We start from the raw sequence: 13,355 nt of genomic DNA, 5'->3' as shown, positions 1-13,355 counted from the left end.
GGCAGCAGGCAGTAGGAACTACATGCAAGTCGGCTGACCCTGCCAACCCCTATCGGCTATCGCCTAATTCCTACTGCCTCTTTTTATATTGCGAATGCCGGTGCGCCCCTCTTAAGGTCGGGGCGCACTTTTTCTTTGCCCCGCTTCAAGCCGGGGAGGAGCCGACCGAGGATGATGCGCCAATATGAACTCGTCGAACGGGTTCAGAAGTACAAGCCCGATGCGAACGAGGCCTTGCTGAACAAGGCCTACGTCTATGCGATGCAGAAGCATGGAAAGCAGAAGCGGGCGAGCGGCGATCCCTACATCTCGCATCCCCTCGAGGTCGCCGCCATCCTGACGGACATGCGCCTCGACGAATCGACGATTGCCGTCGCGCTGCTGCACGACACGATCGAGGACACGAGCGCGACGCGCGCCGAGATCGACGAGCTGTTCGGCGAGGACATCGGCGCGCTGGTCGAGGGCCTCACCAAGATCAAGAAGCTCGACCTCGTCTCCAAGAAGGCCAAGCAGGCGGAAAACCTGCGCAAGCTCCTGCTCGCCATCTCCGACGACGTGCGCGTGCTGCTGGTCAAGCTCGCAGACCGGCTGCACAACATGCGCACGCTGGACCACATGTCGCCGGAAAAGCGCGCCCGCATCTCGGAAGAGACGATGGACATCTATGCGCCGCTGGCCGGCCGCATGGGCATGCAGGACATGCGCGAGGAACTGGAGGACCTCTCCTTCCGCTACATCAACCCGGAAGCCTATGAGACCGTCACGCGCAAGCTGGAGGAGCTGTCCCAGCGCAACGAGGGCCTGATCCGCAAGATCGAGGACGAGCTGCGCGAGCTGCTGGTGGCGAACGGCCTTTCCGAGGCGCTGGTCAAGGGGCGGCAGAAGAAGCCCTACTCGGTCTTCCGCAAGATGCAGTCGAAGTCGCTGTCCTTCGAGCAGCTGTCCGACGTCTACGCCTTCCGCATCCTCGTCAACGACATACCCGCCTGCTATGCGGCGCTCGGCATCGTGCACACCCGCTGGCGCGTCGTGCCGGGGCGCTTCAAGGACTATATCTCGACGCCGAAGCAGAACGACTACCAGTCGATCCACACGACGATCGTCGGCCCCTCGCGCCAGCGCATCGAGCTGCAGATCCGCACAAGGCGCATGCACGAGATCGCCGAATACGGCATCGCCGCCCATTCGCTCTACAAGGACCGGGAAGTGGTGAACGGCGAGGAGCGCACGCAATCGCCGCGCTCCAACGCCTATGCCATGCTGCGCCGGACGATCGAGGCGCTGGCGGAGGGCGACAATCCGGAAGAGTTCCTGGAGCATACGAAGCTCGAGCTCTTCCAGGACCAGGTCTTCACCTTCACGCCGAAGGGCCAGCTCATCACGCTGCCGCGCGGCGCGACGCCGATCGATTTTGCCTATGCCGTGCACACGAATGTCGGCGACACCTGCGTCGGGGCCAAGATCAACGGCCGCATCATGCCGCTCGTCACGCGCCTTAACAGCGGCGACGAGGTGGAGATCATCCGCTCGGGCATCCAGGTGCCGCCGCCGGCCTGGGAGGAGATCGTCGTCACCGGCAAGGCGCGCGCCGCCATCCGCAGGGCCACCCGCGCGGCCGTGCGCAAGCAATATTCCGGCCTCGGCTACCGCATCCTGGAGCGCACCTTCGACCGCGCCGGGAAGACCTTCTCGCGCGACGGGCTGAAGCCGGTCCTGCACCGGCTCGGCCAGAAGGACGTGGAAGACGCCATCGCCGCGGTCGGCCGCGGCGAGCTCTCCTCGCTCGACGTGCTGCGCGCCGCCTTCCCGGATTACCAGGACGAGCGCGTGACGGTGAAGCCGAGCTCCGAGGACGGCTGGTTCAACATGCGCAGCGCCGCCGGCATGGTCTTCAAGCTGCCGGGCAAGACCAAGGCGGCGCTCGAGCGCGAGGAAGGGGAGGCCGGACCGGAAGCCCTGCCGATCCGCGGCCTTTCCGGCAATGCCGAGGTGCATTTCTCCGCCGGCGGCGCCGTTCCCGGCGACCGTATCGTCGGCATCATGGAGAAGGACAAGGGCATCACCATCTATCCCATCCAGTCGCCGGCGCTGCAGAAGTTCGACGACGAGCCGGAACGCTGGATCGACGTGCGCTGGGACCTCGACGAGGCGAACAACACCCGCTTCATGGCGCGCATCATGATCAACGCGCTGAACGAACCCGGCACGCTGGCCGAGGTGACCCAGACGATCGCCACCAGCGACATCAACATCCGCTCCATGTCGATGACGCGGGTCGCCGCGGATTTCACCGAGGTGCATATCGACCTGGAGGTCTGGGACCTCCGCCAGCTCAACCAGCTGATGGGCCAACTGAAGGAACTCCAGTGCGTTTCCACGATCAGCCGCGTCTTCGAGTGACGGGTTCCATGCAAATTTGCGGCAGCCTGCCTCCGTTGAGGCAGGTTTGCCCAAGTTTTGACCAGTCGTTATGCGCCATATGCATGGCAGTATTGGAATAGTGTCGCTGGTGCCTGCGGGGCGATGAACCTATCTTCTGCATCGGGAGGTCAACCGAACGAGGTTTACCATGCTGAAGCAGTTCAAGAACTTTGCCCGCGCATTGCGCATCCCGAGCGCCGAAGAGCGCGAAACCGCCTACCTCAACGGCGCCATCGACCGCATCGACCTGGAATACCGCCAGCGTCAGATCGACCGCGGCCTCTTCCGCAAGACCTACTGAGTTCCGGGAAGTCCGTGTGGCGCACGCCGTTGCGCCACGGCGCCGCTGCCTATGGCGCCATGAGGGCGCCATTGAAATGCCACCAAGGGATCGGCTATGTCTGGCCCATGTTGTTCAGACGCCGAAAAAAGGCCTCCTGGCCGGACCGGTTGCGCGAATTCTTCTGGCCGCGCAAGGGGGTTACGCGCCCGGCGCGCTATCTCGCCAAGCGAATCCTGCGCCTTTCGGCGTCGCCCCATGCGGTGGCTGCGGGTGTCGCCGCCGGCACGTTCTCGGCCTTCACGCCGCTCCTCGGCTTCCATGTCGTTCTCGCCCTTGCGCTTGCCTATCTGGTGGCCGGCAACCTTTTTGCCGCCGCGCTCGCCACGACCCTCGCCAATCCGCTGACCATTCCGTTCATCGCCCTCGCCACGTTCCGGCTGGGCGAAGGGCTGCTCGCCGTCCAGCCGGCGCAGGCGGTCTCGGCCGCCGAGCTCTTCCACATGCTGGAGCATCTCGAACTTGCCGAGCTCTGGCAGCCGGTGCTGAAGCCGATGCTCGTCGGCGCCGGCATCCTCGGTGCCTCGGCGGCATCCCTCGCTTACGGCGTGACGCGTCTTGCCGTGCGCTCCTTCAAGGCGCGGCGCCATGCGCGCCTGCTGGAACGCGCCGGCCTTCTGTCGGCCGCCCAGGCGCCCGTCCTTTCCCGCGGAGACACGTCCCCATGATCATCGGCATCGGCAGCGACCTCATCGACATCCGCCGGGTGGAGAAGTCGCTGGAGCGTTTCGGCGAGCGTTTCACGGAGCGCTGTTTCACCGAGATCGAGCGGGCGAAATCCGACGGGCGCAAGAACCGTGCGGCGTCCTATGCCAAGCGCTTCGCCGCCAAGGAGGCCTGTTCCAAGGCGCTCGGCACGGGGCTGGCGCAGGGCGTGTTCTGGAAGGACATGGGCGTCGTCAACCTGCCGGGCGGCAAGCCGACCATGCGGCTCACCGGCGGCGCGCTCGAAAAGCTGAAGCAGCTTCTTCCCGAGGGCCACGAGGCGCGCATCCACATCACCATCACGGACGACTACCCGCTCGCACAAGCTTTCGTGATCATCGAGGCCCTGCCGGGGAGCGCAGCCGGATGAGGGGGCTTGCACCGTCCCGTCTCTTTTTGACCGATACGATTTCCAACAGGCAACCTTTCCTCTATAGAGAGCCCCATGTTTGCAGATAAGGAAAAGTCCGGCGTGGCAGAGAAGACTGAGAAGGCCCAGAGCGGCCTGTGGGAAAACGTCAAGGTCATCGTTCAGGCGCTCCTGCTTGCCGTCGTGATCCGCACGGTGCTTTTCCAGCCCTTCACCATCCCCTCCGGGTCGATGATGCCGACGCTGCTCGTCGGCGATTATCTCTTCGTCAACAAGTTCTCCTACGGCTATTCGAAGTATTCGCTGCCGTTCTCGCCGAACCTGTTCTCCGGCCGCATCTTCGCGAGCGAGCCGGAGCGCGGCGACATCGTCGTCTTCCGCTTCCCGCCGAACCCGGACATCGACTACATCAAGCGTCTCGTCGGCCTGCCGGGCGACCGCATCCAGGTGCGCGATAGCGAGCTTTACGTGAACGGCGTGCCGGTGAAGCGCGAGCATAACGGCTTCTTCCGCGCCGACGACCAGTACGACACCGGCGAGAACGTGCCGATCTTCCGCGAGACGATGGACAACGGCGTCTCCTACGACACGCTCGACACCCGTCCGGGCACGGTCGGCGACAACACGCGCGAGTTCATCGTGCCGGAAGGCCACTATTTCATGATGGGCGACAACCGCGACAACTCGGCCGACAGCCGCTTCGACGTGGGCTTCGTCCCGGCGGAGAACCTGATCGGCCGCGCGAGCCTGATCTTCTTCTCGCTGGGCAACGACACCTCGTTCAGCGAGGTCTGGAAATGGCCGGCGAACCTGCGCTGGGACCGCCTCTTCAAGGTCGTTGAATGAAGGGCGCCATACCGCTCAACGACGCCAACCGCAAAGTCCTCGAGGACCTGATCGGCTACGTCTTCACCGACAAGGAGCGCCTCGACCGGGCGATCACCCATTCGAGCGCCCGTCCCGGCAAGGGCGTGGACTACGAGCGGCTGGAATTCCTGGGCGACCGCGTGCTCGGGCTCTGCGTCGCCGAGATGCTGTTCCGCACCTTTCGCGAGGCGAAGGAGGGCGAGCTTTCGGTCCGCCTCAACCAGCTCGTCAGCGCCGAAAGCTGCGCGGCCGTCTCCGACGACCTCGGCCTGCACCGCTTCATCCGCACGGGCGCGGACGTCAAGAAGCTCACCGGCAAAGCCATGCTGAATGTCAGGGCCGATGTGGTAGAGTCGCTGATCGCCGCGATCTACCTCGACGGCGGGCTGGAGGCGGCGCGCGGCTTCATCCTGCGCAACTGGGAAGCGAAGGCCGCCCGCGCCGAGGGGGCGCGGCGCGACGCCAAGACCGAGTTGCAGGAATGGGCGCATGCCAGGTTCGGCCTGACGCCGAGCTACCGGGTGGACGAGCGCTCGGGCCCGGACCACGATCCCCGCTTCACCGTGACGGTGGAGATCAGGGGCGTTCAGCCGGAGACCGGCATCGACCGCTCGAAACGGGCCGCCGAGCAGGCGGCCGCGACGAAAATTCTGGAACGCGAAGGCGTCTGGCCCAAAAGCCAGGTCACGGATTGACGGACATCATGACGGAAGAAAACCAAAACCCCGCCGAGAACGGCAGCGCCGGTGAGGGCGCGACCCGCTCGGGCTTCGTGGCGCTGATCGGCGCGACGAACGCCGGCAAGTCCACGCTCGTCAACCGCCTCGTCGGCGCCAAGGTGACGATCGTCAGCCACAAGGTGCAGACGACGCGCGCCATCGTGCGCGGCATCGCCATCCACGACAACGCGCAGATCGTCTTCATGGACACGCCCGGCATCTTCAAGCCGCGCCGCCGGCTCGACCGCGCCATGGTCACCACCGCCTGGGGCGGCGCCAGGGATGCCGACGTGATCCTGTTCCTGATCGACAGCGAGCGGGGCCTGAAGGGCGATGCCGAGACCATCCTGGAGGGCCTGAAGGAGGTCCGCCAGCCGAAGATCCTCGTCCTCAACAAGATCGACCGGGTGAAGCCGGAAGACCTCCTGAAGCTCGCCGCGGCCGCCAACGAGGCCGTGGCGTTCGAGCGCACCTTCATGGTCTCGGCGCTGACCGGCTCGGGCTGCGGGGACCTGATGGACCATCTCGCGGCGGCGCTGCCGGAAGGGCCGTGGTACTATCCGGAAGACCAGATCTCCGACCTTCCCATGCGCCAGCTCGCCGCCGAGATCACGCGTGAAAAGCTGTTCCTGCGCCTGCACCAGGAGCTTCCCTATTCCTCCCATGTCGAGACGGAGAAGTGGGAGGAGCGCAAGGACGGCTCCGTGCGCATCGAGCAGGTGATCTATGTCGAGCGCGACAGCCAGAAGAAGATCGCGCTCGGCAAGAACGGCGAGGCGATCAAGGCGATCTCCATGGCCTCGCGCAAGGAGCTGTCGGAAATCCTCGAACAGCCCGTGCACCTCTTCCTCTTCGTGAAGGTGCGCGAGAACTGGGGCGACGACCCGGCCCGCTTCCGCGAGATGGGCCTCGATTTCCCGACCTCCTGACCGATTACGGCTGCGCCTTCACGGCCGGTCCGATCTCAAGGATCCGGTTCGTCCAGACATAGCCGGGGAACGGCTGCGGCAGATCCTCGACCTGTGCCGTCGTGTCGATGCCGGTCGATCCGGCTTCGCCGCCGTAGGGGCCGATGAGGATGACCTCGCTGCCGGCGTCCTTCATGCGTGTCAGGAAGCGGTTCGGCCAGCCCCAGAGCAGGAAGGCATAGTTGCTCGGCACGGGCACCAGCGTGTTGCGGCAGGCTTCCGGCACGTAACCGATCCAGCCGGTGCCGAGATAGCGCAGCAGGCAGCCCATGGCGGATTTGCCCGTATAGCCCTTGAGGCCGGCAAGCCCGGCCAGCGCGGCTTCCGTCGGCTCCGTCCCGCCATAGACGCCGACGACCTTCTCCCGCCACGCCGGATTGGCGTTCAGCAGCGCGGCGAGCGCTTCGCCTTCCTCCGCCCGCCGGCTCTTGAAGTTGATGAGCAGCCCGCCCGCCGGACCGGCCGCGAAGACCTCCTCCAGCATCGGCATCTGGCCGATGCCCTTGCCGCGGAACGGATAGGTCTTGCCGCCGTCTGCCGTATAGCCGTAGCCGATGTCGAGCGTCTTCAGCGTGGTGCTGTCGGTCTCCTCCGTCACGCCGGTTCCGTTCGTGCGGCAGTCCAGCGTCCAGTCGTGGAAGACGGCGAACTTTTTGTCGGGCGTCAGGTGCACGTCGATCTCGACCACGTCTGCGCCGGCCGCAAAGGCGGCCTGCATGCCGGCGATCGTGTTTTCCAGAAAGTTGTGGGCCGGCGGGTCCATGAGCGCCGCCGTGCAGGTGTCGCTCCCGACGTTCTCGTGGCCGAACGTCTGGTGCGCGCCGCGATGGGCGAGCAGCTTCGTCTCGCCTTCCGGCGCGCTCGCGATCAGCGAGCTGTTGAAGGACCAGACGAGCAGGGCGATGCCCAGCAAGAAGATCGGCACATTCCTCATAAAGCTCCTCCTGCGGCCCCGGCAAAGTGATAGGGGCCTGCAGGAGGGACGGCAAGTCGTGAAAAAGTATCAGGCGCGGGCGCGCTGTTCAGGCATCTTGGTGATTTCGCGGGCCTTTTCCACCAGCCGCTGCATGGCCCAGATGCCGAGCTCGTCGAGGGCGAGGGGGCGGCTGATGAGGTAGCCCTGGTAGAGGTCGCAGCCGGCCGCGGCGAGCAGCGCCATCTTCTCCGTCGTGTCCACGCCTTCGGCGATCACCGACATGTCCTGCGCATGGCAGAGCGCGATGAGGGCGCGCAAGGTCGGCAGCGCGGCCGAGCGGGTGAGGCTTTCGACCAGCTCGCGGTCGAGCTTGATGGTCTCGGCCGGGTATTCGATGATCTGCTGCACGGACGTATAGCCCGCGCCGAAGTCGTCGATCGAGATGCGGAAGCCGCGCCCGCGCAGGATCTCGATGTTGCGGCGCGACTGCTCGCCGAGCTTGACGGCGAAAGTCTCCGTCAGCTCGATCTCGATCATACGCGCATCGATGCCGTGGCGGTCGGCGCACTCGCAGAAATGATCGCTGATCGACTTGGTGTAGAGCTCGGCCGACGAGATGTTGATGCAGAGGATCGTTTCGGCGCCGAAGAGCTTCTTGATCTGGCCGTATTCCGCCATCGCCCGGTCGATCACCCACCAGTCGATCTTGCTGAAGAGGCCCGTCGTCTCGGCGATCGGGATGAATTCGTCCGGCGTGACGCGGCCGAGCAGGGGGGAATTCCAGCGCAGCAGCGCCTCGCAGCCCGTGACCTTGCCGTGGCCGTCGACGATCGGCATGTAGACGAGGTGGAATTCCTCGTCCGGGCTGAGGACGCGCAGCTCCTCCTCGATGCGGCGCTGGCGGTTGCGCTTTTCGTGCAGCGAGCGCGAGTAGCGGGCCGAGCCGTTCTTGCCCTGGGATTTCGCCTGGTACATCGCCGCATCCGCATTGGCGATGAGCTCCGGCAGGGTGCGCGCGTCCTCGGGATAGACGGCGATGCCGATGCTGGCCGTGACCGGATAGGCCTTGTCCAGCACTTCGAAACCTTCCGCGAAGAGCGCGAGGATCTCGCCCGAGATCTCCGTGATCGTGCCGCTGCCCGGCTGACAGCGCAGCATGATGGCGAACTCGTCGCCGGACAGGCGGGCGAAGAGGCCGTTCGGCAGGCCGCGTTCGGCGACGACGCGCTCGACGATGGCGGAGATGCGGGCGGCGAGCGTCTTCAGGAGCTCGTCGCCGATCTTGTGGCCGTGCTTGTCGTTGACGAACTTGAAATTGTCGACGTCGATGAAGAGCAGCGTGCAGCCGATATCCTCGGCTTCCGCTTGCTCGATGATCTGCGTCGAGCGGATGTTGAAATATTCGCGGTTGGAGATGCCGGTCAGCGTATCCGTCCAGGAGGCGTTCTGCACGAGGTCGAAGGAGCGCATCGAATGGTCATGCAGCCGCTTGACGTTCGCCGACAGGCGGCCGATCTCGCCGGCTTCGCTCATTTCCGGCAGCGCGCTGCGATTGCCGGTCATCACGTCGGTGAGCTGGCGGTCGAGGCGGGCGATCGGGTTGGTGATGTAGCGGCGCACGAGCAGCAGCACGAGGCCGATCGTGCACAGGCTGAGCGCGATGGCGCCGAAGGCCAGCAGCGTCTTCAGCGCCCAGAGCCGGCCTTCGAGGAAGGACGGCTCCGGCGTCAGGCGGGCGAAGAGCGAAGGGCTCAGCGTCGCGGTGGCCGAAAGCGCGCCCTGCGCGAGGAACTGGTGCTGCCCGATCTCGATCGTCGCCCCGTATTCCTTCTCCAGGGTCCGCTTCATGTCGAGGAAGGCCTTCGGCCGCACCGCCGTCTGCACGAGGATCGCGCTGCTCTTGGCGCTCGCCACGGGCCGCTTGAAGGTGAGCGGATCGATGAACTCGGAATGCACGATCAGCGGCTCGATGCCGCCCGCGTTGAGATAGGCCCAGGTGGACAGGCGGGGGCTCTGGATGACCTGCCGGGCGTGCGCGAGCTGCTGCTCGGTGATCTCGGCGAACGGGTCGTCGCTGTCCTCGTAGTAGTAGTCGACCGTCAGCGGCGGGCGGATGATCGCGACCGAGATGAATTTCTTGCGGTCGTCGGAAAGCGAGGTGATGCTCTGCTGCAGCCGGACGCCGAGCGCGGTGTTGCGGTAGCCCGCATCCTGCTCGTTGACGAAGAGGCGCACCGCATCGCCCTCGACGAGCGAGTAGATCAGGCTGCGGTTCTGCGTCACCTCGTTCTGGAAGAGGGCGGTCAGCAGGCCCATCTGCTGCCAGAGGCGGGCGCGCTCCAGCCCGAGGATGGACGCGCTCTGCACATAGTAGATGAGGGAGGCAGCGAGCACGTAGCCCGCCAGCACGACCGGGAAGATGAGGGCGAGGGCGCGTTTACCGAGCGTCACTGAGCTGGGCCAGACTGCTGATGATGCGGCGGCGGGCCTGGACCGACTGGACGGTCAGCTCCTCCTGGAGCTGGCTCTTCGCCAGGATTTCCGGTGCGGCATAGATTTCGGGATTGGATCGCACGTCTTCCGGCAGCAGCGCGAGGGCGGCGGTGCTGGCGGTCGGCATGTTGAGCTTGATGGCGTTGCGCGCGCCGTTCTCGGCGTTGCTGATGAAGTCGACGAGCTTCAGCGCGAGGTCCTTGTTCTTCGAGCGCTCGCTGACGGAGATGCAGTCGAGCCAGGAGAGCGTGCCTTCCTTCGGCACGACATAGCGCCAGAGGCCCGGCGAGGAGACCTTGTCGTTCAGCGTGTACTGGTCGCCGCTGTAGCCGAGCGCCATGTGGATGTCGGGGCCCTTGTCGGCGCTCTGGATCGAGGTGATGACGTAGTCGTAGGTGAGCACGTAGGGCGCCTGCGCCTTCATCAGCTCGTAGGCCGCCTTCAGCGTTTCGTTGTCGTTGGCGTTCACCGACTTGCCGAGCAGCACGAGCGGGGCGACGAAGGCCTCGGCATGGTCGTCGTACATGGCGATGTGGCCGCGCAGGCTTTCCGCCGGCTTCATGATGTCCGCCCAGGAGGAGGGCGGCGTGGCGATCTTGTCGGAGCGGTAGAGGATGCCCATCGTGCCCCACAGATAGGGCACGCCATAGCCGCCGCAGCGCTTCGACCAGCTGTCCGCATAGTCCTTCAGCGCCGGCACGTTCGTCGTGTCGAGCGCCACGATGACGCCGCGGTTTCCGTAGAGTTTCGCGCCGTTCTCGTTGGTCACGACGACGTCGACGTTGCTGTTGGGGTCGGCGAAGATCTCGTCGCGCGCATCGCCGCTGTCGTAGAAGGTCTGCCGCACCTCCACGCCGGTCTTCGCCGTGAAGTCGGCGAGGATCTGCTCGTCGATATAGGCTTCCCAGATGAGGAGGTTCAGCGTCGCCGCGCCGGCGGGGGCGGCCGCGGCAAGGACCGTCGATGAGACTGCTGCAAGAAATGCGCCGCGCATGCCGAAGGCCCCGTTGCCGTTACAGCGCAAAGGATAGCCGGCAAGGCTTTATGAAGCGTTACAACCGGGTCGCCCGCCATCGTGCCCGCCGGCCCCGGCGCGGCGCGGGCCCGGCAATGATATATTGTGGACGTGGGCGCCGGTGCGCCCGCCCGCGGTTGGCTTGCGGGCGGGCGCTCACTATGGTCGCCGCCCGCGCCACGCAGAGGAGTTCGACATGGCCCCGACACCGCTCAAGATCGCGAACCTGATCGCCGCCGAGATCAAGGCGACCGCCGCGCAGGTCTCCGCCGCCGTGGCGCTGCTTGACGAGGGCGCGACCGTGCCCTTCATCGCGCGCTACCGCAAGGAGGCGACGGGCGGCCTCGACGACACGCAGCTGCGCGTGCTCTCCGAAAGGCTCACCTACCTGCGCGAGCTGGAGGCCCGCCGCGCCTCCATCCTCGAATCGATCGCGGGGCAGGGCAAGCTGACGGACGAGCTTGCCGCCAGGATCGCCGCCGTCACGACCAAGGCCGAGCTGGAGGACATCTACCTGCCCTACAAGCCGAAGCGCCGCACCAAGGCGGAGATCGCCCGCGAACGCGGCCTCGGCCCGCTCGCCGACGCGATCCTCGCCGACCGCGCGGCGGTGCCGGCGGAACTGGCGGAAAAATTCCTTTCCCCCGACGTGCCGGACGTGAAGGCGGCGCTCGAAGGCGCGCGCGACATCGTCGCCGAGCAGATGACGGAGAACGCCGACCTCCTGAAGCGCCTGCGCGACTACATGAAGGACAACGCGTTCCTGCGCTCGCGCGTGGTGGAGGGCAGAGGGGAGGCCGGCGCGAAGTTCTCCGACTATTTCGACCACGCCGAGCGCTGGGCGACGGTGCCGGGCCACCGCGCGCTCGCCATGCTGCGCGGCTGGAACGAGGAGGTCCTTTCGGTCGACATCGTCGTGGACCAGGACAGCACCGAACCGGTCAAGCCCGTCGAGCGCATCATCGCCTCGTTCTACGCGGTGGGCAGCAAGCCCGGCGACAGGTGGCTTTCGGACGTGATCGGCTGGACCTGGCGCGTAAAACTCTCCATGTCGCTCTCCCTCGACCTGATGCGCGAGATGCGCGAGCGCTCGGAGGAGGAGGCGATCCGCGTCTTCGCCCGCAACCTCAAGGACCTGCTGCTCGCCGCCCCTGCCGGCAGCCGCGCCACGATGGGCCTCGACCCGGGCATCCGCACCGGCGTCAAGGTCGCGGTGGTCGACAACACGGGCAAGGTGGTCGAGACGACGACGGTCTATCCCTTCCCGCCGAAGAACGACGTGCGCGGCACGCAGGCCGAGCTTGCGAGCCTCATCCGCAAGCACAGGGTCGAGCTGATCGCCATCGGCAACGGCACCGGCAGCCGCGAGACGGAAAAGCTGGTCGCCGACATGCTCGCCCAGCTTCCCGCGCCGAAGCCGACGAAGGTCATCGTCTCGGAGGCCGGCGCCTCGGTCTATTCCGCCTCGGAAGCGGCGGCGGCCGAATTCCCGAACCTCGACGTCTCGCTGCGCGGGGCCGTCTCCATCGCCCGGCGGCTTCAGGATCCGCTCGCCGAACTCGTGAAGATCGAGCCGAAGTCGATCGGCGTCGGCCAGTACCAGCACGACGTCGACCAGGGCAAGCTCTCGCGCTCGCTCGATGCCGTGGTGGAGGACGCGGTGAACGCCGTCGGCGTCGACCTCAACACGGCTTCCGCGCCGCTGCTTTCCCGCGTCTCCGGCCTCGGAAAATCCTCAGCCGAGGCGATCGTCGCGCACCGCGACGCCAACGGCCCCTTCGAGAGCCGCAAGGAACTGATGAAGGTCCCGCGCCTCGGCGCGCGCACCTTCGAGCAGTGCGCCGGCTTCCTGCGCATCCCGAACGGCAGGGAGCCGCTCGACGCCTCGTCGGTGCACCCGGAGGCCTATGGCGTCGCCAAGAAGATCGTCGCTGCCTGCGGGCGCGACGTGCGCTCGCTGATGGGCGACAGCGCGGCGCTGAAGAAGCTCGATCCGCGGCTCTTCGTCGACGAGCGCTTCGGCCTGCCGACCGTCAGGGACATCCTCGCCGAGCTGGAAAAGCCCGGCCGCGACCCGCGCCCGGAATTCAGGACCGCGACCTTCGCCGAAGGGGTGGACGACATCAAGGACCTGAAGGTCGGCATGCTGCTGGAAGGCACGGTGACGAACGTTGCCGCCTTCGGCGCCTTCGTCGACATCGGCGTGCACCAGGACGGCCTCGTGCACGTCTCCCAGCTCGCCGACCGCTTCGTCAAGGACCCGCACGAGGTGGTGAAGGCCGGCGACGTCGTGAAGGTGCGCGTCACCGAGGTGGACGTTGCCCGCAAGCGCATCGGCCTTTCCATGCGCAAGGACGGCGCGGCGCCCGCCGCCCGCGACAACGCCCCGCGGAGCGACAGGAACGCGCCGACGAAGCAGAGGCCCGGCCAGCCGAAGCCGCAGGCCCCGTCGCATGGCGCGCTCGGCGCGGCGCTCGCCGAGGCGATGAAGCGGAAATAAGCCCAAGTTTTCCTAATGGCTGCCGGCAGAAATCGTCG

Annotated in this window: 11 protein-coding genes; 8 read left to right on the top strand and 3 right to left on the bottom strand. The window is 66.2% G+C overall.

Annotated elements, in window-relative coordinates:
- The first annotated feature begins 171 nt into the window (after positions 1-171).
- The 7 genes from ACIIOY_RS12635 (at position 172) to era (ending at position 6,354) form a co-directional block, all read left to right on the top strand.
- On the top strand, positions 172-2,403 hold the full coding sequence (locus ACIIOY_RS12635) for a RelA/SpoT family protein (RefSeq protein ID WP_411035028.1): 2,232 nt from the start codon (positions 172-174) through the stop codon (positions 2,401-2,403).
- Positions 2,404-2,572: 169 nt separating this feature from the next.
- Positions 2,573-2,725 (top strand): DUF3563 family protein, encoded by a 153-nt coding sequence (locus ACIIOY_RS12630; RefSeq protein WP_411035027.1) that lies wholly within the window; start codon positions 2,573-2,575, stop codon positions 2,723-2,725.
- 107 nt (positions 2,726-2,832) lie between these two features.
- On the top strand, positions 2,833-3,432 hold the full coding sequence (locus ACIIOY_RS12625) for a DUF2062 domain-containing protein (RefSeq protein WP_411035026.1): 600 nt from the start codon (positions 2,833-2,835) through the stop codon (positions 3,430-3,432).
- Positions 3,429-3,839 carry a holo-ACP synthase gene (gene acpS / locus ACIIOY_RS12620; protein ID WP_411035025.1) on the top strand — a complete coding sequence of 137 codons (411 nt, stop codon included), beginning with the start codon at positions 3,429-3,431 and terminating at the stop codon, positions 3,837-3,839. Before ACIIOY_RS12625 ends, acpS begins: the two co-directional genes overlap by 4 nt.
- Positions 3,840-3,914: 75 nt before the next feature.
- Entirely contained in the window at positions 3,915-4,685 is a 771-nt protein-coding gene (gene lepB, locus ACIIOY_RS12615; protein WP_411035024.1) for a signal peptidase I, read from the top strand.
- Positions 4,682-5,401, top strand: coding sequence for a ribonuclease III (gene rnc, locus ACIIOY_RS12610; RefSeq protein WP_411035023.1), 720 nt, complete (start codon positions 4,682-4,684; stop codon positions 5,399-5,401). Before lepB ends, rnc begins: the two co-directional genes overlap by 4 nt.
- Positions 5,402-5,409: 8 nt before the next feature.
- Entirely contained in the window at positions 5,410-6,354 is a 945-nt protein-coding gene (gene era, locus ACIIOY_RS12605; protein ID WP_411035022.1) for a GTPase Era, read from the top strand.
- 4 nt (positions 6,355-6,358) lie between these two features.
- On the opposite strand, the gene ACIIOY_RS12600 is transcribed toward era, so the two are convergent.
- From ACIIOY_RS12600 to ACIIOY_RS12590, 3 genes are all read right to left on the bottom strand, one after another.
- A complete protein-coding gene (locus ACIIOY_RS12600) occupies positions 6,359-7,327 on the bottom strand; it encodes a glycerophosphodiester phosphodiesterase family protein (RefSeq protein ID WP_411035021.1) in 969 nt (322 codons plus the stop codon).
- Between the two features lie 69 nt (positions 7,328-7,396).
- Positions 7,397-9,760: a putative bifunctional diguanylate cyclase/phosphodiesterase gene (locus ACIIOY_RS12595; RefSeq protein ID WP_411035020.1), complete on the bottom strand. Its 2,364-nt coding sequence runs from the start codon at positions 9,758-9,760 to the stop codon at positions 7,397-7,399.
- Positions 9,747-10,796 carry a polyamine ABC transporter substrate-binding protein gene (locus ACIIOY_RS12590; RefSeq protein ID WP_411035019.1) on the bottom strand — a complete coding sequence of 350 codons (1,050 nt, stop codon included), beginning with the start codon at positions 10,794-10,796 and terminating at the stop codon, positions 9,747-9,749. The genes ACIIOY_RS12595 and ACIIOY_RS12590 overlap by 14 nt, the downstream gene beginning before the upstream one ends.
- Positions 10,797-11,013: 217 nt before the next feature.
- On the opposite strand from ACIIOY_RS12590, the gene ACIIOY_RS12585 reads away from it, so the two are divergent.
- Positions 11,014-13,317 (top strand): Tex family protein, encoded by a 2,304-nt coding sequence (locus ACIIOY_RS12585; protein WP_411035018.1) that lies wholly within the window; start codon positions 11,014-11,016, stop codon positions 13,315-13,317.
- Positions 13,318-13,355 lie beyond the last annotated feature (38 nt).

The organism is Shinella agrisoli (assembly GCF_046557955.1).
GTDB lineage: Bacteria > Pseudomonadota > Alphaproteobacteria > Rhizobiales > Rhizobiaceae > Shinella.
Note: the sequence above shows the minus strand (reverse complement) of the source record. Positions and strands in the feature narration are given on the sequence as shown.